Raw genomic sequence first — 25,983 nt, 5'->3', positions numbered from 1 at the left:
TCGCGCTCAGGCCACAGTCATGGACGGTCGGGTGTCAGCCGGCGATCTTCTCGCCTGCGGCCTGCATCTGGGCGAGTCCGTCGTCGACGGAGACCTGGCCGTTGAGGATCGAGACCAGGATCGGGCGGATCTCGTTGGTGATGTCGGCGATGATCGGCGACACGATCGGCGGCATCGCGCTGGCGATCGAGTCGTTCGCGGCGGCACCGTAGGGCGAGTTCTCGTCCGTGACCATGCCCTCGCGTGCCGGGTAGGCGGCGGGGACGGATGCCGTGGACGCGTCTTCGCTGACCGCCGAGGCCATCATGACGAACAGCATGTCGTGGTCGAGCTTCGTGTTGAAGGGGATGGACCAGCCGTCGATCGAGAGACGGTTGTAGGAGTACTCGGCGTCGGCGGAGACCTTCGGCGCTCCGGCGAAGCCGAAGTTCTCGAACAGCTTCGAGTTCGACTCGAGCGTCAGGTCGAACATGCGACCGGAGAACATGATCGACATGGCCGCCGTGCCGTTGAACATCTGCTGCTGCACCTTGGGCTGGTCGAACGTGGTGACCTGGGGGTCCATGTAGGGCTTGAGGGCGAGCATCGCCTCCACGGCCTGCTTGGCCTCGGGCCCGTCGAGCGTGACCTCCCCGTCGGCGGTGACGAAGTCGGCGCCGAGCGAGTTCATCGCCCCCTCGAAGCCCGTGGTGACGTCGGAGGTCGCGAGCCACGGCAGGGCGATCGGGTAGTCCATGAGGCCCGCGCTCTTGATCGCGTCGGCGGCGCTCATCATCTCGTCGAACGTGGTCGGGACCTCGAGGCCGAGGTCGTCGAAGATGTCGGTGCGGTACGCCATCACGAACATCTGCGCCTGCATCGGCACCGCGTAGATGTTGCCGTCGTACGACATGCCCTCGACCATCGACTCGCTGATGTCGCCCAGACCGTAGTCGTCGGCGTACTTGTCCCAGAGGTCGTTGAGCGGGACCAGCTTCTCCTCTTCGCCGAAGCCCGGGATGACGAATCCGTAGGTCTCGATGATGTCGTAGGTGCCGGTGTCGCCGGCGAGCGTGGCCGTGGTCTTGGTGACCTGTCCGCCGAAGTCGATCGGGTCGTGCTTCAGCGTCACGTCGTCGGTCGAGCAGCTCGATACCATCGTGTCGGTGAACGGGTCGATCGCGGAGGAGTTGTAGGCGAGGACGTTGACCGTCGTCTTGCCTTCGGGAGCCGTGTAGTCACACGACACCGTCGTCGAGTTCTCATTGTCGGTGCGGGAGCCCGCCCCGCAGCTGGTGAGGGCGATCATGCCGACGGCGACGAGTGCGAGAGCCGGCAGTGCCCGATGCTTAGTGTGTCCCATGTCGCTGATGGTATACGTATGCAGTCGACTTAGGAAAGCCTATGTTCTAGGAATCTTTCCGCTCTGAATACGTATACGGGGTAAGACTGCTGATACCGAATGTCGGCGCCCCGGCCTACGCTCTCTACATGACCGAGCTCACACAGCCCACCGGCCGCGAAGAGGAACTGCGGGCCGTCCCGCGCGCCGACGGGAGCGCCCCCCGCGCCCTGGTGCTCGGAGCGACCGGATACATCGGCGGGCGGCTGACGCCCCGACTCCAGAATGCCGGATACCGGGTGCGTCTGCTGGCGCGTGACGCGGCGCGAGCCGCCTCGTTCCCCTGGGGCGCCGACTGCGAGATCGTCGAGGGATCGGCCGACGATGCGGAGGCCGTCGCGGAGGCCATGCGCGACGTCGACGTCGTCTACTACCTGATCCATTCCATGACCGCGGGCAAGGGCTTCGAGGAGACCGACGACCGCGCCGCCACCACCGTGGCCGAGGCCGCGAAGGAGGCCGGGGTGCACCGCATCGTCTACCTCGGCGGGCTCCACCCCGACGACGTGAAGCTGTCCCCGCACCTGCGCTCGCGCGTGAAGGTGGGCGAGACCTTCCTGCAGTCCGGGGTCCCGACGGTCGTGCTGCAGGCGGGCGTCGTGATCGGCTCCGGCTCGGCGTCGTTCGAGATGATCCGCCACCTGACCGATGTGCTGCCGTACATGCCGGCACCCAAGTGGGTGCGCAACCGCATCCAGCCGATCGCGGTGCGCGACGTGCTGCACTACCTCCTCGGTGCGGCCCGGGTCGATGCCGACGTGAACCGCGCGGTCGACATCGGCGGGCCCGACGTGCTGCGCTACGGCCAGATGATGAACGGCTACGCGGTCGAGGCGGGACTGCCCCAGCGCGCGATCGCCGCCCTCCCCGTGCTCACCCCCGGTCTCGCCTCGCACTGGGTGAACCTCGTGACGCCGGTGCCGCGGTCGATCGCCCGCCCGCTCGTCGCCTCGCTGCAGAACGAGTGCATCGTGAAGGATCACGCGGTCGACGACCTGATCCCTCGTCCCTCCGGGGGCCTCACACCGTATCGCCGCGCGGTCGCCATGGCGCTCGGTCGCCTCGACGCCGACACCATCGAGACCAGCTGGCAGGACGCCGAGGTCACCGGCGCACCGAGCGATCCGCTCCCGAGCGACCCCGACTGGGCCGGTCGGACGGTGTTCACCGACGCCCGCTCGCTGGAGACGACGGCATCCGTCGACGACCTGTGGCGCGTGATCATCGGCATCGGCGGAGAGAACGGGTGGTACTCGTCGTCGTTCCTGTGGGCCGTGCGCGGTGTCATGGACCGCCTGGTCGGCGGCGTCGGACTGCGCCGCGGACGACGCAACCGCAGCACGGCCCGCATCGGCGACGCCATCGACTTCTGGCGCGTGGAGGCGGTGTCCGAGCCGGGTTCCGGCGAGGAGATCGCCGGGCTGCTGCGCCTGCGCGCCGAGATGAAGGTGCCCGGCGAGGCCTGGCTCGAGCTGCGCGCGATCGCCGACGGTGCGGGCGCGCGCTACGAGCAGCGCGCGGTGTTCTTCCCCCGCGGACTGGCAGGACGCCTGTACTGGCTGGGCGTCCTGCCCTTCCACGGGTTCATCTTCGCCGGCATGGCCGCCCGCATCACGGCCACGGCCGAGGAATCCGGCAGGCAGGAGAAGTCAGGCATGCCGGACGAGGCAGGCATGCCGGACAAGGCCGACGAGCAGGAGAAAGTCGCCTGATCAGGCGGGTCCTGATCAGGCGGGGTCAGGGCGCGTCGGTCCCGTGGTACCGGCACCCGTGTCTGCGGCGGCATCCGTGTCCGCGCCCTCCCCGGGGATGATGTCGATCGCCTCGGTCGCGGCTTCGTAGACCTCGGCGAGGCTGTCGTCGATCGCCTCCTCGTCGATCCAGGCGAGGTCGTCCTCCGAGTGGTCGTACTCGACGGGGACGAGGGCGAAGTCGTCGCCGTACTCCTCGAGGCCGGCCATGACGCTGTGCCGCACGGCCGCGCGGGCGTACTGCTCACGCAGGATCATCGGGTCGCGCCGCAGGTCCTTCATGAACGCGACCATCATGAACGCCATGATCACCGCGAACGGCAACGCCGCGATGATGGTCACGTTCTGCAGCGACCGCAGTCCGCTCCCCTCCTCGCCCGACACCAGCAGCACGGCGGCGATGACGCCGACGAGGGAACCCCAGACGATCGTGACCCAGCGCGACGGCTCCGGGCGCCCCTGTTGCGAGAGCGTGCCCATCACGAGCGACGAGGAGTCGGCACCCGTGATGAAGAAGATCGAGATGAGCAGGATGAGCAGGATGCTCGTCAGCAGCGGGAACGGGAGGTTCTCCAGCACGCCGAACAGCACTTCCTCCGGCGGGTCGACGACGAGACCGGCGCCGTCCATCTGCTGCTGGATCGCCGTGGTGCCGAAGATCGCGAACCAGACGAGCGAGATCGCGGAGGGGACCAGGATGACCACCGACACGAACTGGCGGAGCGTGCGCCCGCGGGAGATCTTGGCGATGAACATGCCGACGAACGGCGACCAGGAGATCCACCACGCCCAGTAGAAGATGGTCCAGCTCGACAGGAACATCTGCGCCTCGTCGCCCTGCGAGGCGGAGCGGGCGACCATCTCGGGCAGGTCGCCGAAGAACTGCACCGCGACCGAAGGGATCACGTTCAGGATCAGCAGCGTGGGTCCGACGAAGAAGACGAAGAACGCCAGCACGAGAGCCGCGACGGCGTTGATGTTCGACAGGGCGCGGATGCCCTTCGAGACACCCGAGACGGCGGACGCGATGAAGCAGGCGGTCAGCAGCGCGATGACCGCGATCAGCACGCCGTTGCCGAGCTCGCCGATCCCGCTGACGATCTCGACGCCGTGCCCGATCTGGAGCGCTCCGAGGCCGAGCGATGCGGCCGTGCCGAACAGCGTGACGATGATGGAGAAGACGTCGATCGTGCGGCCGAGCGGGCCGGTCGTGCCCTTCTCGCCGAGCAGCGGCGCGAAGATCGAGGAGATCAGTGGCGTGCGGCCGCGGCGGAAGGCGCCGTAGGCGATCGCGCCGCCGACGAGTGCGTAGAACGCCCACGCCTGCGGACCCCAGTGGTACAGCACCTGCGCCTGCGCGGTGTGCATGGCCTCGAGGGTGTCGGCCTGCACGGTGCCGGGCGGCGGGCTCTCGAAGAACGTCAGCGGCTCGGCAGCGCCCCAGAACACCAGACCGATGCCCATGCCGGCGGCGAACAGCATCGAGATCCACGAGAACATCGAGAACTCGGGCTCTTCATCGTCGCGCCCGAGGGGGATGCGCCCGTACCGGCTGAAGCCGATGAACAGCATGAAGACCAGGATGACGGTGGCGATCGTGGTGAAGAAGAAGCCGAAGAACTCCACGACCCAGGCGAGCACCGTGGACGTCGTGCCCGACATGTTGTCGCCGGCGAAGACGCCCCAGGCGATGAACGCCACGACCAGCGTCAGGGCGACGCCGAAGACGAGCTTGTCGGTGCGGTAAGTGCGTCCGGTCTCCTCGACCGAGACCCCGGGGACGAGCGCCGGATGCACGCTGCGCGGCGGCACCGCGGCGATGTCTCGGACGATCTTCTTCGCGGTCGGAACGATGCCCGCGCCCGTGTGGGTCTGCTCGGCGCGCGGGGTGGGCTTCTCGTCGGGAGTGTCCATGAGAAGCAATTGTCCCACGCGACGCGAGTGCAGCCCTCTCCGCGGGCGTCAGCGCGGCCCGCGACGACCGATGCCGGCGAACACGGAGTGCAGCAGCGGGAGACCCGAGACGCAGATGAGCGTGATGCCGAGCGGCGGGATCGTCGGGACGAGCAGGGCGCCGCCGACGAGCATCGCGGCGAAGAGCACGCCCGAGCCGATGCGACGGGCGATGCCCTCGAGCCGGTCGAGGCGGCGCTCGAGGCGGGAGGTGTCGAAGGTCACGTTGCCGTCGTCGACGCGCGTGATGATGTCGTCGATCCGCTTCGGGAGGCGCATCGTGACGGATGCCGTCGCCATGGCCTGTTGCGCCACGTCCTGCACCAGGTTGCCGGACTCCTCGCGCAGCAGCCGGCCCGCGTAGGGCTCGGCGGCATCCCAGACGTTGAACGAGGGGTCGAGGCTGCTGCACATGCCCGAGGTCAGGGAGACCGCGCGGATCAGCAACAGCATGTCTTCGGGCAGCTGCAGCGGGAGGGAGCGCACCATGTCGCCGAACTCGTTCGCGAAGTCGCGGAACTCGCGCGGGTCGACGGTGGCCAGCTCGGCGAACCCCATGCCGCCGAAGCGGTCGAACAGCGCCGCGAGCGCGCGCTCGAGTTCTGCCGTGTCGGCGGAGGGCAGCAGCACGCCGATCTCCTTGGCCGCGGTGACCAGCCCGCGACTGTCGCGGCCTGCGACGGCGATCAGGAGGGTGCGGAGCCCGGCGCGGAGGTTGGCGGGCACCTCGGCCATCATGCCGAAGTCGATGAAGGTGAGCCGGAAGTTGCGCTCCGGGACCGTCGTCGCCCCGGATGCCGCGTCGGCGTCGTCCGGCGCGTCCGCGCGGTCGGGTGCGGCGGGCACGGGCGTCACGAAGATGTTGCCGGGGTGCGGATCGGCGTGCACGAAGCTGTGCGTGAACACCTGGTCGAACATGACCTCGGCGAACACCTCGGCCACGGCGGCGGGGTCGATGCCGGCGGCGCGCAGGGCGTCGATGTCGTTGATCTTGATGGCCGTGACGTCCGAGAGCGTGAGCACCCGTCTCGTCGATCGTTCCCAGACGATCTCGGGCGTGCTCACGCGGGGGTCGTCGGCGAAGTTCTCGCGGAAGCGCTCGGCGCTGGCGGCCTCGTGGAGGTAGTCGATCTCCTCGAGGCTCGTCTGGGCGAACTCCTCGACCAGTGCGGGGGCGTCGACCCGGTCGGAGACCAGGCGGACGCGCATCGCCCAGCGGGCCACGCGGCGGAGTGCCGCGAGGTCGACCGCGACGATCTCATCGATGCCGGGGCGCTGCACCTTCACGATGATGCCGTCGAGTCCCGTGTCGGCGGCATCGGCCTCGGACAGTCGGGCGCGGTGCGCCTGGCCGAGGGATGCCGCGGCCACCGGGTTCTCGTCGAACCACGCGTAGGCGCGGCTGAGCGGCATGCCCAGCTCGGCCTCGGCGACGACCCGCAGGGCATCGAAGGGCACGGCGGGGACCTCGTCCTGGAGCCCCTCCAGTTCCGAGGTGATCTCGGGCGGCAGCACGTCGAGACGTGATGACATGAACTGGCCGACCTTGATCATCAGGCCGCCGAGATCGACCGCGAGCACATGGAACCGACGCGCGAACTTCTGCATCCGACGCGGCCTGCTGCGCTCGGACGACGCGGTCATCCCGAAGCGGGGCAGGACCAGGTCGAACCACCACACCAGGAAGAACTCGCGTGCCGCGAACGACACGATGCGGCGATAGCGGGCGCGGTGGACGCCCTGCGGCGCAGCATCCGTCATGTGGGGTTCCCCTCGCGCGGGCTCGTCCGTTCCGGGACGCCGGTGATGCGGCGCCCCAGTCCGTCCCCCACCCGATCAGTCCTGAGCGAGGATCGTGTAGAGCTTACGGCGCGCGTCGTCGAGGATCTCGATGGCGCTCTGCACCTGCTCGTGCGAGCCGCTGCGCCCGACCTGTGCGGCGGCGGCGGCGAGGTCGACGCCGGCCTTCGGGAGGGCGGTGAATCGCGGGTCGGAGCGGTGCCCGTCCTTGCTCGCGGACGACTCCCACGGGGCGGGTGCCTCGGACGTCTCGTGCGCGACGGCACGACCGGCCTCGGTGAGCGAGTAGGTCTTGCGACCGCCGTGCTCCTCGGCCGAGATGAGGCCTTCGTCGGCGAGCAGCTGCAGGGTCGGGTAGACCGATCCCGCGCTGGGCTTCCAGGAGCCGCCGCTGCGCTCGGCGATCTCGTTGATGATCTGGTAGCCGTGCATGGGCTTCTCGGCGAGCAGCGAGAGCACGGAGGCGCGGACGTCGCCGCGGGCCATGCGGGAGCCGCCGGAGGGGCGCGATTCGAAGCTCTTGCGGAGCTGCTCCATGGCGTCGAAGATGGCGGAAGCGGGGCCGCCGGGGCCTGCGCCGAAGCCGGATCCGCCGAACGGGTTCGAGGGGAATGCGTTGTTCATGATGACCTCCCAGTGATCGTGAGCGATAGTAAACGATATATCGTTCACCTGTGCGTGGGGTGGGAATCCGCGGGCTCTCGGTTCGGGTTCAGCGCGAGGGGGCGAGCAGCGCCGCCCCGGTGATCGCCGCATCGATGCCGAGATGCGCGGGCTCGATCCGCGCCGCCGCGGGCCCGGGCATGGCGGCCGCGAGATAGGAGCTCCGCACCTCCGACAGGTAGCTGTCGCCGATCTGCGCCACGCCGCCGCCGACGACGAGGATGTCCGCATCCAGCAGCGCGTTCGCGCCGGCCAGCGCCCGCCCGAGATAGCGCGCCCCGTCTCGGATGACGGTCGCGGCCAGCCGGTCGCCGCGAGACGCCGCCGTCACCACGTCCCGGAGGGGAAGGAACGCGCCGCTGCGCTCGGCGTACGTGCGCTCGAGTCCCGGACCCGACGCCACGGCCTCCAGGTGTCCGACACCTCCGCACGGACAGCGCCGCACAGCGAGCTCCGGCGGCAGGGAGATCTCGAGGTGTCCGATCGATCCCGCCGTGCCGCTCTCACCACGACGCAGTCCGTCGGGAAGCACGACCGCGCCGCCGATCCCCGTGCCGACCGCGGCCATGAGCACGCTCCCGCCCTCTCGACCGGCGCCCACCGCCGCTTCCGCCACCGCCGCGGCATGCACGTCGTTGACCACACGGACCGGCACGCCGATCGCTTCTTCCAGCCTCGCCTGCAGGGGGAAACCCACCCATCCGGTGATCGCGTCGGTGGCGGACGCGATCGCGCCGTCCGCGTCGACCACGCCCGCGGTGCCGACCCCGATCGCCTCGATCGCCGATCCCCCGACGGCGCGCATGGTCCGGACCACGGCGGCGACGATCGCGTCTCCCCCCGCGCGGCTGGGGGTCGGGATCGTGGAGACCTCGGTCAGCCTCTCACCGCGCGCACCGGCACGAGGGAAGCCGGCGACGGCGGTCTTGGTGCCGCCGATGTCGACGCCGATGATCATGATGACAGGGCCGTCGACGGGATGGCCGCGACGAATCGCCGGGTCAGCGCGATGGGATCCGTGATCGCACCTCCGACCACCACGGCGAGCGCACCCGCGTCGAACGCGGCGCGCACCTGCGCGGGCGTCTGATAGCGCCCTTCCGCGATCGTCGGCACTCCGGCTTCGGCGAGCGCGGCGACCAGGCGCAGATCCGGCCCCTCGCTGCGCTCCGAATGCGGGGTGTAGCCGGAGAGCGTCGTGCCGACCACGGCAGCGCCCGACTCCCAGGCGCGCATCCCCTCCTCGAACGTCGAGACGTCGGCCATGACCGGTCTCCCGGTCGCCGCGGCGATCCGGGCCAGCAGAGCGAAGTCGGTTCCCCACAGCTCGGCGGTGGCATCCACGGCGATGACGTCGGCGCCCGCCTCGGCGAGCCCCACCGCGAGACGCTCGTCGGGAGTGATGACGTTGCGGATGCCGTTGTGCACCTTGTGCAGGCCGATGATCGGCAGCGCGGTCGCGGGCCGCAGTCGGCGGATGTCGCCGGGCCCGTTCAGGCGCAGCCCGCCGGCTCCCCCCGCGAGGGCCGACTCCGCCAGGGCGGCGATGACGCTCTCCTCCCGGACCGGGCTGCCCTCCGCGGCCTGCACCGAGGCGATGAGACGCCCGGCGAGAAGGGGAAGGGGGTCATGGATCATTTGAGGGCTCCTGCACTCGCGCCGCCGATGAAGAACTTCTGACCGAGGAGGAAGATCGCCACGGCCGGGAGGGTGAACATGACGCAGGCGGCCATGAGCGGACCCCAGGCGACGTCGTTCTCGCCGAAGAAGGCGTACAAACCGATCGACAGCGTGTAGGTCGATTCGTCATTGAGGTAGATGAGCGGATTGAGGAAATCGGTCCACGCCCAGACGAACTGGAAGATCGCCGCGGTCACGATCGCGGGCCGCGCGAGCGGGAGCACGATCGTGGCGTAGGTGCGGAATTCCGATGCGCCGTCGAGCCGAGCCGCTTCGATGAGCTCGTCGGGGACGGCGAGCAGGAACTGTCGGATCATGAAGATGAAGAACGGCGTTCCCAGGAACGCCGGCACGATCAGCGGCAGATAGGTGTTCGTCGCCTCCAGGCCGTTCCACACCAGGAACAACGGGATGAGGGTCACCTGCGGCGGGAGCATCATGGTGGCGAGCACCAGGATGAGCAGCGGCCGTGATCCTCGCCACCGCACCTTCGCCAGGGCATAGGCCACCAACGGACAGGAGATGACCGTGCCGAGGATGCTCATGCCGGACACGAACAGCGTGTTGGCGAGATAGCGCCAGACCGGGATCTGCTCGAACGCCTCGGCGAAGTTGCCCGTCGTCCACTCGCTCGGCAGCAGCGTCGGCGGGGAGGAGAACACGTCGCCCGGCGTCTTGAACGCCGTCGAGAGCATCACCAGCAGGGGGAACAGGAACAGCAGCGCCAGCAGGGCGACGGAGATCTGCTGGCGGAGCCGGCGGAGGGAACGGCGGGTCCGCCGGGGACGGCGGACGAGGGTGTCAGCGTGCGCCATCGTGGACCCACTTCCGGGAGGTCGCGAGCACGATCAGGCTCACGAGGAGTGTGACGAGGAACAGCGTCCACGCCATGGCCGAGGCGTAGCCCATCTTCAGGAACACGAAGGCGTTCTGGTAGAGGTACATCGCGTACGACAGCATCGATTGGCCCGGGCCGGACCCCGCCTGATTGAGCCGCTCCTGCGAGAGGATGTACGGCTGGGTGAAGATCTGCAGGAACCCGATGATGCTGACGATGACCTGGAACAGGGTGACCGGCGACACGGTCGGCCAGGTGACGTTCGTGAAGCGCCGCCACGCGCCCGCGCCGTCGAGCTCGGCCGCTTCGTAGAGCTCCTTGGGCACTTCCTGCAGCGCGGCGAGATAGATGATCATCGTGCCGCCCACGGTCCACATCGACATCATGATGATGGCGGGTTTGGTCCACTCCGGCTGCTGGAGCCACGCCGGCCCTTCGACGCCGAACAGGGACAGGAAATGGTTGATGAACCCGTACTGCGCGTTCAGCAGCCACCGCCAGAGGTATCCGCCGACGACGACGGGGACGATCGAGGGCAGGTAGACCAGGGCGCGGTACAGCGGCTGACCCCGCACCGGGGTGTTGAGCAGATGTGCGCCCGCGAGGGCGATGCCGATCGCGAGTGGGACGCCGAAGACGGTGAGGATCGCGGTGTTGGCGAGGGACTTCCAGAAGACGCCGTCGGCCAGCATCTGGGCGTAGTTGTCGAGGCCCACCCACTCCGGAGCCTGGAACAGGTTGAAGTCCGTGAAGCTGTAGTACGCCGACGCGGCGATCGGGTAGGCGAACAGGAAGAGGAATCCCACGATGAACGGCGCCGCGAAGGCGAGGCCGATCAGCGTGGACCGACGCCGACGTCGCCGGCGCGGCGGACGGGGGCCGGGCCCGGCGGAAACGGAGTTCCGCCGGGTCCGGGATGCGGGAGCGATCGTCACGGAGTGCCGCTCACTTCGAGGAGTAGGAGGCCATGCGGTCCTCGACCGTGGCGAGGGCGTCCTCGGGGGTCGAGGTGAGGCGCACGACCTCGTCGAAGGCGGTCGCGAGGTCGGTGGCGTACTCGGCGCTGTAGGGCCGGCTCGCCAGCGACTGGGCGTTGGGGGAGGATGCCGCGGCGGCCCACACGTCGAAGTCCTGGAGGTCGTCGAACGCGGCGCTGTCGGCGAGCGATGTGCGCCCGGCGAGGTTTCCGAGGGCGACGGCGAACTTCTCCATGGGCTCGGGGCTGACGAGGTACGCCAGGAACGTGGCTGCCTCCTCCTTGTGCTTCGAGTTCGCCGGGATGAACAGCGTGCTGGCGGTGACCTGGGTGCTGTTCTCGAGTTCGGGCGAGGCGGCGGGGATCGCGGTGACGCCCCATTCGAAGTCGGGCGCGATCTTCGCGGCGCTCGCCGAGCGCCACTCGCCGTCGATGATCATCGCGACCTTGCCGCTGAAGAACGGGTCCTGCGCCGACAGGTACTCCCCCTGCCCGGAGACGAAGGTCGCCATGGCCTCGGCGCCGACCGGCTCGACGACGTTGTCCTGGTACCACTGGAGCGCCTCGAGGTTCCCGGATTCCGCCGGGGTGGGCCCGTCCGAGCCGTCCCAGCTCCCGCCGAACGCGTACCCGAGGGTGGTGAGGGTCGTGCTGTCGTTCGCGGAGCCCAGCCCGAGCTGCGTGATCCGGCCGGAGTCGTCCGTGACCGTCAGCTTCTCGATCGCGGCGGCGAGCTCGTCCATCGTGGTCGGCGGGGTGATGCCGGCCTCGTCGAGGAGGGTCTTGTTGTAGAGCAGCTGGAAGCTGTGGATGGCGATCGGGAGGGAGTAGATCTGATCGTCGTAGGTCATCTGCTCCATCGCGCTCGGGACGAAGTCATCCACGTCGATGCCCTCCGCCGCGATCGCCTCGTCGAGCGGAGCGAGGATCCCCTTCGACGCCCAGGCTCCCACCGTGTTGCCGAAGTTGTCCGAGATGTCGAAGGAGCCGTTCGACGACGACATCGACGTCAGCTGCTTCTGGGTGTCGGGGCTCGAGACGCCGGTGACCACGATGTCGTCCTGGCTGGCGTTGAAGTCGGCGATGATCTCCTCCAGCGCCTTGGCCTCCTCGCCGCCCCAGAGATACGAGAAGGTGATCTCGGTCGGGCCGCCGGCGTCTCCGCCGCCTCCCGCGCATCCGCTCAGGGCGAGGGCGCCCGCCGTGATCAGTGCACCGATCGTCATGACCCGGCGCCGCGTGTTCAGCTTCACCTGCATAGGAGTTCTCCGCTCATCATTGACCTGCATAGGATTGGAATAGACCAATTCGGAACCGCTGAGAACAGACATTGACACAGGAAGAGCCAGTCGTCAAGATTGGGTTAGTCCAAATGGGGGTGGTGCAATGTCGTCGATCGAAGGCGTGACGAAGCATGAGAAGGTGCGGAGACACCTGGAGGACGTGATCCGCCAGGGTCTCGCGCCCCATGAGAAGCTGCCCACCGAGCGGGTCCTCGCGGACTCACTCGAGGTGAATCGGCAGACCGTGCGCCGCGCGCTCGACGAACTGGAGCGCGACGGTCTGGTGTACCGGTTGCAGGGCGCCGGGACGTTCGTCAGCGCGTCGCGCATCAGCAAGACGTTCGAGTTGACGTCCTTCTCCGAGGACATGCAGCTGCGGAACATGCGCCCGGGATCCCTGTCCGTCGACGTGACCACCGCTGCAGCCGGGCAGACCGCGGGGTATGCGCTCGACCTCAGCCCGCGTTCGCCGGTCGTGCGCATCCGACGCGTGCGCACCGCCGACGACGTGCCGATCTGCCTCGAGGTCTGCGCGATCTCCGCCGACGCCGTTCCCGGGCTCGAGGACGGCATCGTCGGCGACTCGCTCTACGACGATCTCCGCACGCGGTTCGGCATCTCCGCCGTGCGTGCGGATCAGGAGATCCACGCCGTGGTGCTGGATGAGGAGCAGGCCGCGGCGCTGCAGACTCCCCCCTTCTCTCCGGCGTTCCTGGTGAAGCGCACCACGTACGACGCCCGCAGCAGGCCCATCGAATACGCCGAATCGGTGTATCGGGGCGACCGCTACTCCTACCTCGTCTCCATCTCCCGCCCCTGACGAAAGGCCGACCGCCGTGTCCGCATCCCCCGACCGTCCCCGTATCGCGCTGCTCCCCCTCGACGATCGCCCGGTGAACGTGCGCCTCCCCGGCGATGTCGCCGCCGTGGCAGGCGTGACCCTCGACGTCCCTCCCGCCACGATGCTGCCCGCCTACCGCGACGCAGGCGACACGGCCGCGCTCGGCGCATGGCTCCTCGAGCGGGCCACCGATCCGGCGACCGCGCACCTGGTGGTCTCGGTCGACATGCTGCTCTACGGCGGTCTGATCGCGAGCCGTACGAGCGGCGACACCACGCGCGCGGTCCTGGAGCGGCTGGACCTGCTCCGCGAGATCCGTCGCCGCCGTCCGGAGCTGCCCATCTCCGCCGTGTCACTGGTGACGCGCGCCAGCAACTCCTACTCGGCGGCGGAGGAGCCGGAGTACTGGACGGCGCACGGCAAGGAGATCCACGCACTCGGCGGCGACGCGCACCGCCGACTCGGCGACGGCGACATCGTCGTACTGTCGGAGCTCACCCCGGTGCCGGCCGAGATCGTGGCGGACTACTCGAGCCGGCGGCTGCGCAATCACATCGCGAATCTCTCCACCCTCGGACTCGTGGAAGACGGCACGCTCGACTTCCTCGCCATCACCGCCGACGACACCGCCCCCTATGCCGCGGGCAGCGCCGAACAGGTGTGGCTGCGCCACTGGATGCGGATGCTCCCCACCGGCCGCACCGTGCTCATGTACCCCGGGGCGGACGAGGTGGGCGCCGCGCTCGTCGCTCGGGCCGTGGCGGCGATCACCGGCGCGACGGCGTCGTTCTCGGTGGCGTGCGCCGATGAGGACGGCATGACCCGGATCCCTCCGTACGAGAACATGTCGCTCGCGGCGTCGGCGAGCCGGCAGATCCGCGCGGCCGGGGCGACCGAGGTGCCCACCGGCGGCGATGTGACACTGGTGCTCCACGCGCCGGATCCCGAGCGACACGACATGTTCCGCGGGCGACCCGAGACCGCTGATCTCGATGCCGTCCGGGGGACGGTCTCTCTCGTGCGCGATCGCCTGGATGTCGGCGAGCGCGTGGCCCTGGCCGATGTGCGCTACCCCAACGGGGCGGATGAGGCGCTCGTGCGCGCGCTCGCCGACGCCGATCTGCTCGGCCGCCTGGAGTCGTTCGGCGGGTGGAACACCGCCGGGAACACGCTGGGCAGCGTCGTCGCCGTCGCGGCCGCGGGAGTCGCGGGTCGCGCGGTCGGCACGTTCGATGCCCGTGCGTCGCGCATCGCCCTGCTGACCCGTCTGCTCGACGATTTCGCCTACCAGGCGGTCGTGCGCACGGACAGCGGCCCGTCGCTGTTCCCCGACATCTACCCGATGCACGATGACGGCCGGGTCTCGGCGGCCGAAGCGGCGATCCACGGGGAGCTCTCGAGCCTGCTCGAGGGCATGCTCCCCGCCGACGGCATCCGCATCGAGGAGGTCACCCTGCCGTGGCGGCGGTCGTTCGAGATCGGACTCGTCCTGTCCTGATCCGGACGCGGCGCCCCTCCCGCACCCCCGGATGCTCGCTCAGCGGGGCAGCGTCAGGATCTCGGCCCCGGTCTCGGTGACGGCGACCGTGTGCTCGCTGTGCGCCGTGCGGCATCCGGTCGCGCTGCGCAGCGTCCAGCCGTCGTCGTCGGTCACGAGCTCCTTGGTGTCGGCCATGACCCATGGCTCGAGCGCGAGCAGCAGTCCGGGGCGCAGGATGTAGCCGCGGCCGGGGCGTCCGTCGTTGGCGACGTGCGGGTCCTGATGCATGGTCGATCCGATGCCGTGGCCGCCGAACTCGAGGTTGACCTGGTAGCCGTCGGCGCGCAGCACGGTGCCGATCGCGCGCGACAGGTCGCCGATGCGGGCGCCCGGACGGACGGCGGCGATCGCGGCGGCGAGCGCACGCTCGGTGCTGTCGATCAGCGCCACGTCTTCGGGGGCGCGCGTCTCGCCCACGATGAAGCTGATCGCCGAGTCGGCCGCGATCCCGCGCAGCGAGACGGCGAGGTCGAGCGTGAGCAGGTCGCCGTCGGCGAGCGCGTAGTCGTGCGGGAGGCCGTGCAGCACGGCGTCGTTCACGGCGGTGCAGATGTAGTGACCGAAGGGCCCTCGTCCGAACGAGGGCGCGTAGTCGACATAGCAGGACTCGGCGCCGGCATCCACGATCATCTGCTGCGCCCACCGATCGATGTCGAGCAGGTTCGTGCCGACCGTGACGCGCTCGCGCAGGTCGTGCAGGATGCCGCCCACGAGGGCTCCGGCGTCGCGGGCCCGGGTGAGCTCGTCGGGGGTCAGGATCTCGATCATGATGTGCTCCAATAACTATCCCGGTAATACTATCCCGGGATTAGTATGGGCGTCATGATGGTCCGCCTGCCGCACACTCCCGCCGAGGTCGAACGCGGCGAGCGCCTGGGTGCTCTGCTGCGGCGGGTGCGCGGCGAACGGTCGATGCTCGCCGTCGCTCTCGATGCCGGCGTCTCGCCCGAGACCCTGCGCAAGATCGAGTCGGGCCGCGTCGCCACCCCGGCCTTCTCGACGATCGCGGCGATCGCGGCGGTGCTCGAGATCTCGCTGGACGCCGTGTGGGCCGAGATCGAACCCGCGATCGAGCCCGTGGGCTCGCACGAGCCGGGTCGCGCACGGGTCGCGTCGTAGCCCCATGGCCCACGCCCTCGTCACCGGAAGCTCGCGCGGCATCGGTCGTGCCATCGCGCAGACCCTCGCCCGTCGCGGGGATCGGGTCGTGGTGCACTACGGCAGCGACCGGGCGGCAGCCGCGCAGACCCTGGCGTCGCTGGACGGCGACAGCCACGCGATCGTCGGCGGAGACATTCGCTCCGCCGCGGGCGCGCAGAGCGTGGTCGAGGAGGCCGCGGCCGCCCTGGGCACCCTCGACATCCTGGTGAACAACGCGGCGGTCGCCCCGAATGCGGACAACGCCCATCCGCCCGCATCGACACCCCTGGCCCAGTGGCAGGACGCCTGGATGCCGATGCTGCAGGTCAATCTGCTGGGCACGTCGATCGTGACGCTGCTGTTCGCCCAGCACCTGATCGAGCGCGGAGCGGGCGGATCGATCGTGAACATCGGCTCGCGCGGGGCCTACCGCGGAGAGCCCGATCACCCCGCCTACGCCGCCACGAAGGCGGGGCTGCAGGCCTTCGGGCAGTCGATGGCACTGGCCCTGGCACCGCATGACATCGCGGTCTCGTCGATCGCGCCGGGCATGATCTCGACCGACCGCCAGGCCGCGAAGCTCGAGGGCGACTCCGGCGAGCGCATCAAGAACCAGAGCCCGTTCGGTCGTGTCGGCACCCCGGAGGAAGTGGCGGATGCCGTCGCCTACCTCACCTCCCCCGGCGCCGTGTGGGCGTCGGGCACGGTGCTCGATCTCAACGGCGCCTCGTACTTCCGCTGACCCACCCCCGCTCACCTCACACCCCCACTCACGCCACCCCCACTCACACCACACGCGCTCATGCCGCGATGTCGAATCGCGCGCGGCCCCCGAGTCTCGGCGTTCCCGCGGGGTCGACGCAGCGGGGAGGGATGAACCACACGCGCGCTCCGGTGCCGCCGCCGTCGATGCGGATCTGCCAGTCGTTGTCGTGGATGCGGTGGTGACACGTCTCGCAGAGGAGCACGCCGTTCGACAGATCGGTCGGTCCGTGATCCCTTTTCCACCAGCGGATGTGATGCGCTTTGGTCATCTCGGGAGGAAGTCCGCACATCGCGCATCCGCCATCGCGTTCGACGAGCGCCAGGCGTTGCGCCCGCGTGAACAGCCGCTTCTCGCGCCCCCAGTCGAGGATCTCGCTCTCGCCGCCGAGCACGCACGGGATCACCCCGCCCCCGGCGGCCATCCGCCGGGCCGCCCCGACGCTGACCGGCTGGTCGAGACCGTCGATCGTCGCCGATCCAGCTCCGGACTGCAGATCGTCGAGGTCGACGCGCACGACGACGGTCGCGCCGGCGAGCGGCACGCGCCGCGCCTCGCACCCCAGCACGTGCGCGCAGAACACCGCGAGCGCATCGGCCTGGATCATCGGGACGGTGCGCCGGTCGGCATCGGGGGCATCCGGCTCGGGAGCATCGACGCGCGCCGCGAACGCCGACCGTACGAATCCCCGGATCGCCGCGACGATCGGGGCCGCGGTCTCGGGGTCGAGCCGCGCGTTCAGGTGCACCATGCCGTCGCGCTCGAACAGCGTCAGCGACCTCGCGCCCCGGCGCTCGTCGTCGCGCGGCTCGATGCCGTCGGGGTCCAACCACGCCTCGGCCCGCGCGAGGATCTTGCGCAGATCATCCAGCGACAGCCCCTCGGCGTGCGCGACCAGCAGTCGCTCCGCCTCGGCGGTGCGCTCCGCCCCCGCCGCCACACGACAGCGCTCGAGCAGCGCGACGATCAGCGCCGCCGCGGGCACCCCGATCGCGCCGGACGAGAGCGCCTCGCCGATGACCGGGTACCGGGCCGGAAGCCGCACCCCCAGGAGGTCCCATCGCGGCGCCGTCGCCTCCCCCACCGTCACGAGCCGCGCGGCATCTCCCGTCGACATCCCCGTCGACCCCGCGATGAGCTTCGCGGCCGTTCGTGACCCGTGTTGACGCGCCAGCCCCTCGGAGCCGAGCTCCGGCCGGGACTCCCGCGCGATCGTCGCCGCCACGTCGGCATGCACGCCGCTCAGTCGCCGCTGCAGAAGACCGATCGCGTCGTTGACCGCGACGAGCTGCTCCCGTGAGAGGTCGCCGGCCGCACCGGCATCCGCCCACACCGCATCGAGGCGAGTGATCGCCTCGTGAATTCCGCTGAGTGTGGACATGCCTCATTTTATCGCGGCAGACTTCGACATTCGAAGCTTTGTTCGAACCACATATCGGCATATCGATATCCTCCCGGGCCCGCACTCGCCCAACCCCGGCCCCGCGCACCCACGCCCCGCACCACTCCCGCGCACGCTCCTCGAGAGCCCCAACCGTTCACCCGCACGCGCCCCTGCGTTCACCCGCCGCGCCTAGATTGAGTGCGGACGCGCGACCGCGCTCACGAATACACGCAATCTTTGTGCCTTCATCACAAATACTGGGTAAAGTCGACTCGACATACCTCGAAGGCGAGAAAGGACGAACATGGCCGACATGCGGAAGAAGCGCTGGTCTCTCATCGGAATCACGGCGGTGGCGGCGATCGCCCTGACCGGTTGCACGACGGGCGGCGACGGTTCGTCCGACGACGCGGGCGACGGCGGCGGCTCGGGCGACACGCTCATCGTGTACACGAACTCGAACAGCGACGGCCGCGGCGAGTGGGTCACCGAGAAGGCGGCCGAGGCGGGCATCGACATCGAGATCGTGGGCCTCGGCGGCGCCGACCTCACGAACCGCATCATCGCGGAGAAGAGCAACCCGGTCGGCGACGTGGTCTTCGGACTCAACAACATGTTCTTCGAGCAGCTCAAGAGCGAAGAGGCGATCACCGCCTACGAGCCGAGCTGGAGCGGTGAGGTTCCCGCCGACGCCGGTGACCCCGCCGACGGCGCGTTCTGGCCGCTCGTGGAGCAGGCCATCGTCACGGTGTACGACGAGAACCGCATCACCGACGCCCCGACCGACGAGGAAGACCTCTGGACGGACGAGGAGTACGCCGGCCGCTACGAGGTCAACCCCGCGCTCGGCCAGGCGACGCCGCAGCTCGTGCTCGCCAGCATCCTGAGCCGCCACCTCGACGAGGACGGCGACCTGGGCGTCAGCGACGAGGGCTGGGACCTGGTGAAGGACTACTACGCCAACGGCTCGCCCGCGGTGGAGGGCACCGATCTGTACGCCCGCATCTCGCGCGACGAGGTCGACTACGGCGTGATCCCGTCGAGCGGCATCTCGGCCCGCGACGAGGAGTACAGCACCTCGACCGGCATGATCGTGCCCGAGTACGGCGTCCCCTACGTGACCGAGCAGATCGCGCAGATCGCCGGCACGGGCAACGAGGCGAAGGCGCAGGAGTTCATCGACTGGTTCGGCAGCGCCGAGGTGCAGGGCGAGTTCGCGACCGAGTTCAACTCGATGCCCGTGAACGAGGGCGCCGTCGACAAGGCCGCCCCCGAGGTCGCCGAGCTCATGGACACCCTGCCGCGTCAGGACATCGACTTCGGCTTCGTGAGCGAGAACCTCGGCTCGTGGGTCGAGAAGGTCACGCTCGAGTACATCGGCTGAGCCGCCCCGCGAGACACCACGCCCGCGAGATCGCCGACCGGCAGAGAGAGAACACGCATGATCCGTTTCGAAGACGTCGATGTCGTATTCGGCGACCACCGTGCGGTCTCGCACCTCGATCTGGAGATCCGGGAGGGTGAGTTCTTCACCCTCCTGGGTCCGTCCGGCTGCGGGAAGACCACCGCCCTGCGGGCCCTCGCCGGGTTCGTCGAGCCGACGGGCGGGCGCATCCTGATCGGCGGACGCGACGTCACCCGCGTGCCGAGCGAGAAGCGCGGCGTGGGCATGGTGTTCCAGAACTACGCCCTGTTCCCGAGCATGAACGTGCGCGAGAACATCGCGTTCGGGCTCTCGGTGCAGAAGGCGTCGAAGGCCGATCAGCGCCGCCGCGTCGACGAGATCGCCGACCGCACCGGGCTCGCGTCCTCCCAGCTCGACAAGAACGTCTCGGAGCTCTCGGGCGGACAGCAGCAGCGCGTGGCGATCGCCCGGGCGCTGGCGCTGACCCCCGGCATCCTGCTGCTCGACGAGCCGTTGTCGAACCTCGATGCCAAGCTGCGCGTGCAGCTGCGCGAACAGCTCAAAGAGCTGCAGCGCGAAGTCGGCGTGACCACGGTCTACGTCACGCACGACCAGGAGGAAGCCCTCACGCTCAGCGACCGCATCGCAGTGCTGGATGCCGGAACGCTGCAGCAGGTGGGCACGCCGGAGGAGATCTACGACCGCAGCGCGACCCCGTTCGTGTGCCGGTTCATCGGCGAGAACAACCGCCTCACCCCGGCGCAGCTCGTGAGCCTGGGCGGCGGGCTGGATGCCACGGCCGAGAGCTACGTGCGCCCCGAGAAGCTACACCTCGCGTCCCCCGCCGACAGCTCGAAGGCCCCGGCATCCCTCGACGGCACGATCGTCGACCGCACGTACCACGGCAGCCACAGCGTCTACACGGTGGCGGTGGAGGATGCCGCGCTGCGCGTGAGCGTGCCCGCCGCGGCGAGCGCGCACCAGTGGAACGAGACCGACCCCGTGCGCGTCGACGTGGACCCGCGCTGGATCCTGCAGTACCCGGCGGCCTGACATGTCGGATGCGCAGAAGTCCGGGCAGCCCGTCCCCCCGCCGTCCGCCGCGATGACGGGCGAGGCCGGAGCGCTCACCACGACCGCCGCGGTCGAGGGCAGCACCGACGTCGCGGACACCGGAGGCAACGGCACCGGCGGCAAGCCCGGCCGCATCCGCCGCGGACGCCCCGGCAGCATCCGCGCGATGCTGCGCTCCCCCCTCGCGTGGGTGACCGGCATCGTGGTGATCTGGTTCGCCGCGGCATTCCTGATCCTGCCGAACGCGGCGCTGCTCGCGACCACGTTCTTCCCCGACGGTCAGTTCAGCATCCGCGCCGTCGAGAAGCTGCTCGGCAGCGAACGCGCCCTCAAGACGCTCGGCAACAGCTTCCTGCTCGCGATCACCCTGTCGATCACGGTCAACGTGGTCGGGGTGTTCATCGTGCTGGTGACGAAGTACTTCCAGATCCGCGGCGCCAAGCTGCTGTGGCTCGGGTACGCGACCACGCTCATCTACGGCGGCATCGTGCTGGCCGCGGGCTACAACTTCATCTACGGCCGCTTCGGGTTCTTCACCAACATGATGGTGAACGTGTGGCCCGACCTCGACCGCGACTGGTTCTCGGGGTACTTCGCGGTGGTGTTCGTGATGACCTTCGCCACCACGACCAACCACATGCTGTTCCTGTCGTCGTCGCTCGGCAAGGTCGACTACGCGTCGATCGAGGCCGCCAAGCTCATGGGCGCCTCGACCTGGACGATCCTGCGCCGCATCGTGCTGCCGGTCATGAAGCCCATGCTGTTCGCGGTCACGGTGCTCACGTTCCTGATCGGCCTCGGCGCGCTGACGGCTCCGCTCGTGCTCGGCGGGCCCGACTTCCAGACCGTGGCCCCGCTCATCATCGATCTCTCGCGCAGCCCCATCACGCGCGACATCGCGGCGCTGCTGGCGATCGTGCTCGGCATCGCGACGATCATCCTGCTCGCGGTCATGAACCGCTTCGAGAAGTCGGGCGTGTACTTCTCGGTCGCCAAGGTGGCGACGCCGATCCAGAAGCAGCGGATCCGCAACCCGTTCGGCAACGTCGTCGTGCACGTCATCGCGTATGCGCTGTGGGTGATCTACCTGATCCCGGTGGTGCTGATCGTGATCTTCTCGTTCGTGGATGCCCGCAGCATCCTGGCCGGCGCGATCACGTTCGACAGCTTCACGCTCGACAACTACATCACCGTGTTCTCGAGCGCGTCGGCGATCCGTCCGTTCATCGTCAGCGTCGTGTACAGCGCGGTCGCGTCGATCGTCGTGGTCGGCGGGCTGCTGTTCGTGGCACGGATGCTGCAGAAGCACCGCAACCTGCTCACGACCGCGATCGAGTACGTGCTGCACATCCCGTGGATCCTGCCGATCGTGCTGATCGCGCTGGCCCTGCTGACCGCGTTCGACGAGCCGCAGGCGATCGTGGGCAACATCGTGCTCACGGGCACGCCGATCCTGCTGCTGGTCGCGTACATCTGCGTGAAGATCCCGTTCACGCTGCGCCTGCTGAAGGCCGGGTTCGCCTCGGTGCCCGACTCGCTCGAAGACGCCTCGCGCATCCTCGGCGCCAAGTCGCTCACCACGTTTCGGCGCGTGCTGATCCCGCTGGTGCTGCCGACCGCGGCCGCGATCACGGCGCTGAACTTCAACAGCCTGCTCGACGACTACGACGCGGCGATCTTCCTGTATCACCCGCTGTTCAAGCCGCTGGGTGTCGCGATCCAGGAGAGCACGCGCGGCGAGAACAACCTCGACGCGATGCCGATCACCTTCGTCTACACGGTGCTGCTCATGATCATCATGGGTGTCACGATGTATCTCGTGTACGGACGCGGTGCGCGGGCGGGGGCGCCGCGTCGGGTGAAGACTCAGCGGAAGAAGCAGGCATGAGCGGAACGGATGCCGGCACTCCGGCGCTGCGCGTGACCATCAGCGATGTCGCGGCGGCGGCCGGGGTGTCGCGCGCGACCGCGACCCGGGCATTGAAGGGCGAGGGGCGCTTCAGTCCCGAGACGCAGCAGCGCATCGTCGAGGCCGCCGAACGCCTCGGGTACGTGCGCAACACGATGGCCGCGGAGCTCGCGGCCGGCCGCACCGGCACGGTCGGGCTCATGCTGCGGGATGCCAGCAACCCCGCGTACGGTCTGCTGTTCTCGCGGCTGCAGGACGAGGCACACCAGCGCGGACTCGACCTCGTGACCGTCACGATCGGCGCCGACGAGCAGGGAGCCGAGCAGGTCAACGCGCTGCACCGGCTGCTCGGCATGCGCGTGGCGGGGCTGATCGTCGCGACCGGTGGCATCGGCGCCGCGCAGCTCGAGCCGTTCGCCGACCAGGTGCCGATCCTGCGGGCGGGACGCGTGGAGTCGTCGGAGCGCATCCACACCGCGCACTACGACGACCCCGCGCACGGACGGATGCTGGCGGCGCACATCGTCGCGCTCGGGCACCGTCAGGCCGTGGTGCTGGCGGGAAGCCCGGAGGCCTCGTACCCCGAGCATCTGCGGGCGATCGCGATGCGCGACACCCTCGTGACGGCGGGCGTGGCCGTGACCATGATCTCGGCCGGCGCACGACCCGACGAGGGCGTCGACGAGGCGCTCAAGGCCGTGCGGGCCGGGGCCACCGCGATCCTGTGCGCCTCCGACTACCGCCAGCTCGCCGTGATGCGGGCCGCGCGGGCTGCGGGGCTGGACGTGCCCGGCGACGTGAGCGTGACGGGGTGCGACGGCATCCTGCCCGGGGCCGACCTGCTGGGCCTCACGACCGTGCGCATTCCCGTGGAGGCCGTGGCCGCCGCATCCGTCGAGACCATGCAGGCGCTGCTGTCGGGCGAGGTCGACGGGCCCGTGCAGCGGGCCTTTTCGGGCTCACTCGTCGTGGGGAGCACCGCCTCCGCCGTGTGATGCCGCCCATGTGCCCGTCGGCGTCCTCCTCGGCGTCGTCGTCGACCGTTCCGTCCGTTCCGCCCACTCCGACCTTTCTGCCCGATCTGCCCGTTCGCTGACCTGGAAGAGACATGATCCTCACCGAACACCCCCGTCCGTCGCACACCTTCGTGCACATCTCCGACACGCACCTGCCCCGGGAGCGCGCCCCGCTGTACGGCAGCGGGACCGATGCCGATGCGAACCTGGCGTTGATGCTGTCGCGACTGGTCGCCTCGGGCATCCGACCCGATGCGCTGCTTTTGACGGGGGATCTCGCCGATCGGGGCGACGCCTCGTCGTATCGGCGACTGCGGGCGCTCATCGAGCCGGCGGCCGAGCTGCTGGGGTGCGAGGTCGTGTGGGCGGCGGGGAACCACGACGACCGTGCGGCGATGCGGGCGGAGTTGGGCTTGGGAGCCGCGGCCGTCGGATCCGTGGGGGCGGATGCGGCGGCCGTGGCCGGCGACGCGTCGGGGGGCGCGTCGGGGGGCGCGAAGCCGGGGGGCGCCGTGCCGGGGGGTCTCGCGTCGGAGGGCGCTGTCTCGGGAGGTCTCGCCGCCGGGGGTGCTGCCGTCGTGGGTTCGCCTGCCTGGGCGGCGTCGGTCTCGGCGTCGATCTCCGCGTCGGTCTCAGCGGGGGCGGTTGCTGCTGCCCCGTCGGTCGCGGATGCGGGATGCCTGGAGGGGGATGCCGCAGACGCGCCGAGCGCCGACCCGATCACCGAGGTGCGGTGGTTCGGGGGGATGCGCGTGATCGTGCTCGACTCCACCGTGCCCGGGGCGCACTGGGGGGAGGTGTCGGAGGCGCAGCTGTCGTGGCTGGCGAGGGAGCTGTCGACGCCGGCGCCGCGGGGCACGCTGCTGCTGATCCATCACCCCCCTCTGCCGACCGTGCTGCCGCTCGCGGTGACGGTCGAGCTGCGGGGGCAGGCGCGGCTGGCGGAGGTCGTGCGCGGGTCGGACGTGCGCGGGATCCTGTCGGGGCACGTGCATCACCCGTCGTTCGGGATGTTCGCCGGCATCCCGGTCACGGTCGCGTCGTCGAGTGCCTACGGGCAGGATCTGTCACAGCCCGTCGGGGCGACGCGGGGGCAGGATGCCGCGCAGGGCTACAACCTCGTGCAGGTGTACGCCGACACCGTGGTGCACTCCGTGGTGTCGCTGGAGTCCGGGCCGGACGTCGGCGAACCGGTCGGCGCCGAGGAGGCCCTGGCGCGCATCGAGGGCCGCGGGATCGGCTGGCGCGACTGGGGGTGACCCCGGTCACGCACGTTGAGCGAGCGAAGCGAGACGAAACGCGCACCTGCAGCACCCGCACGTTGAGCGGTTCCGCACCCGCCTGTTGGGCGAGCGACTGTGGGTCTCACAACGAAGGCCCGACAGCATCCGCCATCGGGCCTCCCTTCCGCGCGAGGGCTTACGGCTGGATGAAGACCTCGTCTGCGAAGTAGCCCGGCGTGACACGGATGAGGATGGTCTCTCCATCCGGCACCAGGAAGGCCTGCGAACCGGTGGCGCTGGCATCGGTGAACAGCTCGTCGAAGCCGAAGTCGTCGGAGAGGACGACGAGGCTGTCGTAGCTGTTCACCACGTTGCCCGACGACGTGACGACGTCGACCGTGACCTCAGCGGAGTAGGACGACTCCGCGCCCTTGTAGGTGACGGTGTAGTTCACGATCTCGTAGTGCGAGCCTGCGGGAGCGGCTTCGTTGAACTGGTTGGCTTCGGAGACGACGGCGTTGCCGTCGGGGTTCACCGAGTTCACGACGACCGACCAGTCGCTGTTGCTGATCTCGGAACCGATCGGGAACGGGTTCTCGCGGCTTCCCTCAGCATCGCCAGCGGCCTCCTCAGCCTCCGGTTCGTCGCTGGGCTCCTCGGATGCGCCGGGCTGGGTCACCGTGGTGTCGCCGCTGCCGAACGCCTCGTCGACCGACGTCGCGAGCACGGCGAAGAACACGATCACACCGATGATCGTGCCGACGATGGAGAGCACGAGACCGACGATCCCGAGCCACTTCTTGTCACCCTTGAGGAACAGGGAGACGATGCTCACCACGAAGGCGATCGGCAGCAGGATCCAGCCGACGATCAGCGCGCCGGGGATGCACGCGAAGATGAAGCCGATCGCGGCGACGATCGCGCTGATCAGAGCGAGGACGTTGAGCTTCTTCGGCGGTGCGGCGACAGCACCCGCGCCGGCGTAGGCATCGGGCGCGGTGGTCGTCGTCGTCGGGGCCGGAGCGTACGCTTCGTCGGCGAAGCTCCCCCACTGCTGGCCGTCCCACCAGCGCTGGCGGCCGGACCCATCGTCGTACCAGCCGGCGGGAGCATTGTTCGGAGTTGTCATGCGCTCATCCTGTCAGAATCCTGTGAGCCGGCTGTGCGGCGTCGCCGCTTCATTACGAGGGGTGTGGCTGAGTCGGGCATGGGTGCTCCTTCGGCGTGCTCAGGCCGACGTGCGTCGGCGCTCGCAGGGAAGGAGCCGCTGTCGACGCTCGTGATACACACCGCTCCGAACACGGTGCGGGAGACCTCTGCTAGCGTCCGGGGATACCGTGTCGCGCATCAAAGGAGAGCGCCG

The 25,983-nt window shown here is 69.5% G+C and carries 22 protein-coding genes; 10 read left to right on the top strand and 12 right to left on the bottom strand.

The genetic code is table 11. The features are described 5' to 3' along the window. Positions 1-34: 34 nt before the first annotated feature. Complete coding sequence (locus ACWA14_RS01115) at positions 35-1,342, bottom strand: ABC transporter substrate-binding protein (RefSeq protein ID WP_463795604.1); 1,308 nt, start codon at positions 1,340-1,342, stop codon at positions 35-37. 128 nt (positions 1,343-1,470) lie between these two features. Between ACWA14_RS01115 and ACWA14_RS01110 the strand changes: the two genes are divergently transcribed. Beyond that, positions 1,471-3,093, top strand: a complete 1,623-nt coding sequence (locus tag ACWA14_RS01110; RefSeq protein WP_463795603.1) for an SDR family oxidoreductase — start codon at positions 1,471-1,473, stop codon at positions 3,091-3,093. 15 nt (positions 3,094-3,108) lie between these two features. Here ACWA14_RS01110 and ACWA14_RS01105 read toward each other — a convergent pair whose 3' ends face one another. The 8 genes from ACWA14_RS01105 to ACWA14_RS01070 form a co-directional block, all read right to left on the bottom strand. Then, positions 3,109-5,046: a BCCT family transporter gene (locus ACWA14_RS01105; RefSeq protein ID WP_463795602.1), complete on the bottom strand. Its 1,938-nt coding sequence runs from the start codon at positions 5,044-5,046 to the stop codon at positions 3,109-3,111. 48 nt (positions 5,047-5,094) lie between these two features. Further along, positions 5,095-6,846, bottom strand: coding sequence for an ABC1 kinase family protein (locus tag ACWA14_RS01100; RefSeq protein ID WP_463795601.1), 1,752 nt, complete (start codon positions 6,844-6,846; stop codon positions 5,095-5,097). A gap of 75 nt (positions 6,847-6,921) precedes the next feature. Beyond that, complete coding sequence (locus ACWA14_RS01095; protein WP_463795600.1) at positions 6,922-7,509, bottom strand: PadR family transcriptional regulator; 588 nt, start codon at positions 7,507-7,509, stop codon at positions 6,922-6,924. Positions 7,510-7,597: 88 nt separating this feature from the next. Next, positions 7,598-8,506: an ROK family protein gene (locus tag ACWA14_RS01090; RefSeq protein WP_463795599.1), complete on the bottom strand. Its 909-nt coding sequence runs from the start codon at positions 8,504-8,506 to the stop codon at positions 7,598-7,600. After that, positions 8,503-9,186, bottom strand: a complete 684-nt coding sequence (locus ACWA14_RS01085) for an N-acetylmannosamine-6-phosphate 2-epimerase (protein WP_463795598.1) — start codon at positions 9,184-9,186, stop codon at positions 8,503-8,505. Before ACWA14_RS01085 ends, ACWA14_RS01090 begins: the two co-directional genes overlap by 4 nt. Further along, positions 9,183-10,043, bottom strand: a complete 861-nt coding sequence (locus ACWA14_RS01080) for a carbohydrate ABC transporter permease (protein WP_463795597.1) — start codon at positions 10,041-10,043, stop codon at positions 9,183-9,185. Before ACWA14_RS01080 ends, ACWA14_RS01085 begins: the two co-directional genes overlap by 4 nt. Beyond that, positions 10,030-11,001 carry a carbohydrate ABC transporter permease gene (locus ACWA14_RS01075; protein WP_463795596.1) on the bottom strand — a complete coding sequence of 324 codons (972 nt, stop codon included), beginning with the start codon at positions 10,999-11,001 and terminating at the stop codon, positions 10,030-10,032. Before ACWA14_RS01075 ends, ACWA14_RS01080 begins: the two co-directional genes overlap by 14 nt. A gap of 10 nt (positions 11,002-11,011) precedes the next feature. Beyond that, entirely contained in the window at positions 11,012-12,301 is a 1,290-nt protein-coding gene (locus ACWA14_RS01070; protein ID WP_463795595.1) for an ABC transporter substrate-binding protein, read from the bottom strand. Positions 12,302-12,428: 127 nt separating this feature from the next. Between ACWA14_RS01070 and ACWA14_RS01065 the strand changes: the two genes are divergently transcribed. Together ACWA14_RS01065 and ACWA14_RS01060 are read left to right on the top strand one after the other, a co-directional pair. Next, a complete protein-coding gene (locus ACWA14_RS01065; protein ID WP_463795594.1) occupies positions 12,429-13,145 on the top strand; it encodes a GntR family transcriptional regulator in 717 nt (238 codons plus the stop codon). Positions 13,146-13,161: 16 nt separating this feature from the next. Beyond that, on the top strand, positions 13,162-14,664 hold the full coding sequence (locus ACWA14_RS01060) for a DUF4127 family protein (protein ID WP_463795593.1): 1,503 nt from the start codon (positions 13,162-13,164) through the stop codon (positions 14,662-14,664). 39 nt (positions 14,665-14,703) lie between these two features. Here ACWA14_RS01060 and map read toward each other — a convergent pair whose 3' ends face one another. Next, on the bottom strand, positions 14,704-15,474 hold the full coding sequence (gene map / locus ACWA14_RS01055) for a type I methionyl aminopeptidase (RefSeq protein WP_463795592.1): 771 nt from the start codon (positions 15,472-15,474) through the stop codon (positions 14,704-14,706). Positions 15,475-15,531: 57 nt separating this feature from the next. On the opposite strand from map, the gene ACWA14_RS01050 reads away from it, so the two are divergent. Both ACWA14_RS01050 and ACWA14_RS01045 read left to right on the top strand, forming a co-directional pair. Beyond that, positions 15,532-15,825, top strand: coding sequence for a helix-turn-helix domain-containing protein (locus tag ACWA14_RS01050; protein ID WP_463797472.1), 294 nt, complete (start codon positions 15,532-15,534; stop codon positions 15,823-15,825). A 4-nt stretch (positions 15,826-15,829) separates the two neighbouring features. Then, positions 15,830-16,588 (top strand): SDR family NAD(P)-dependent oxidoreductase, encoded by a 759-nt coding sequence (locus ACWA14_RS01045; RefSeq protein ID WP_463795591.1) that lies wholly within the window; start codon positions 15,830-15,832, stop codon positions 16,586-16,588. A 58-nt stretch (positions 16,589-16,646) separates the two neighbouring features. Here the strand turns inward: ACWA14_RS01045 and ACWA14_RS01040 are convergent, their stop codons facing one another. Then, positions 16,647-17,990 (bottom strand): HNH endonuclease, encoded by a 1,344-nt coding sequence (locus tag ACWA14_RS01040; protein ID WP_463795590.1) that lies wholly within the window; start codon positions 17,988-17,990, stop codon positions 16,647-16,649. Between the two features lie 307 nt (positions 17,991-18,297). Here ACWA14_RS01040 and ACWA14_RS01035 point away from each other — a divergent pair, with 307 nt between their 5' ends. The 5 genes from ACWA14_RS01035 to ACWA14_RS01015 all read left to right on the top strand — a co-directional run bounded on the left by ACWA14_RS01035 (position 18,298) and on the right by ACWA14_RS01015 (position 24,656). Beyond that, on the top strand, positions 18,298-19,377 hold the full coding sequence (locus tag ACWA14_RS01035; RefSeq protein ID WP_463795589.1) for an extracellular solute-binding protein: 1,080 nt from the start codon (positions 18,298-18,300) through the stop codon (positions 19,375-19,377). Between the two features lie 57 nt (positions 19,378-19,434). After that, on the top strand, positions 19,435-20,451 hold the full coding sequence (locus tag ACWA14_RS01030) for an ABC transporter ATP-binding protein (protein ID WP_463795588.1): 1,017 nt from the start codon (positions 19,435-19,437) through the stop codon (positions 20,449-20,451). A gap of 1 nt (position 20,452) precedes the next feature. Next, positions 20,453-22,360, top strand: coding sequence for an ABC transporter permease (locus ACWA14_RS01025; protein WP_463795587.1), 1,908 nt, complete (start codon positions 20,453-20,455; stop codon positions 22,358-22,360). Next, the gene (locus ACWA14_RS01020; protein ID WP_463795586.1) at positions 22,357-23,376 is read left to right on the top strand and encodes a LacI family DNA-binding transcriptional regulator; all 1,020 of its coding nucleotides are present in this window, start codon (positions 22,357-22,359) and stop codon (positions 23,374-23,376) included. The genes ACWA14_RS01025 and ACWA14_RS01020 overlap by 4 nt, the downstream gene beginning before the upstream one ends. 113 nt (positions 23,377-23,489) lie before the next feature. Continuing rightward, positions 23,490-24,656 carry a metallophosphoesterase gene (locus ACWA14_RS01015; protein ID WP_463795585.1) on the top strand — a complete coding sequence of 389 codons (1,167 nt, stop codon included), beginning with the start codon at positions 23,490-23,492 and terminating at the stop codon, positions 24,654-24,656. A 160-nt stretch (positions 24,657-24,816) separates the two neighbouring features. Here ACWA14_RS01015 and ACWA14_RS01010 read toward each other — a convergent pair whose 3' ends face one another. Then, positions 24,817-25,749, bottom strand: coding sequence for a DUF2510 domain-containing protein (locus ACWA14_RS01010; RefSeq protein WP_463795584.1), 933 nt, complete (start codon positions 25,747-25,749; stop codon positions 24,817-24,819). Positions 25,750-25,983: the final 234 nt, after the last annotated feature.

This window comes from Microbacterium sp. TW_SC_2 (genome assembly GCF_055361165.1).
Note: the sequence above shows the minus strand (reverse complement) of the source record. Positions and strands in the feature narration are given on the sequence as shown.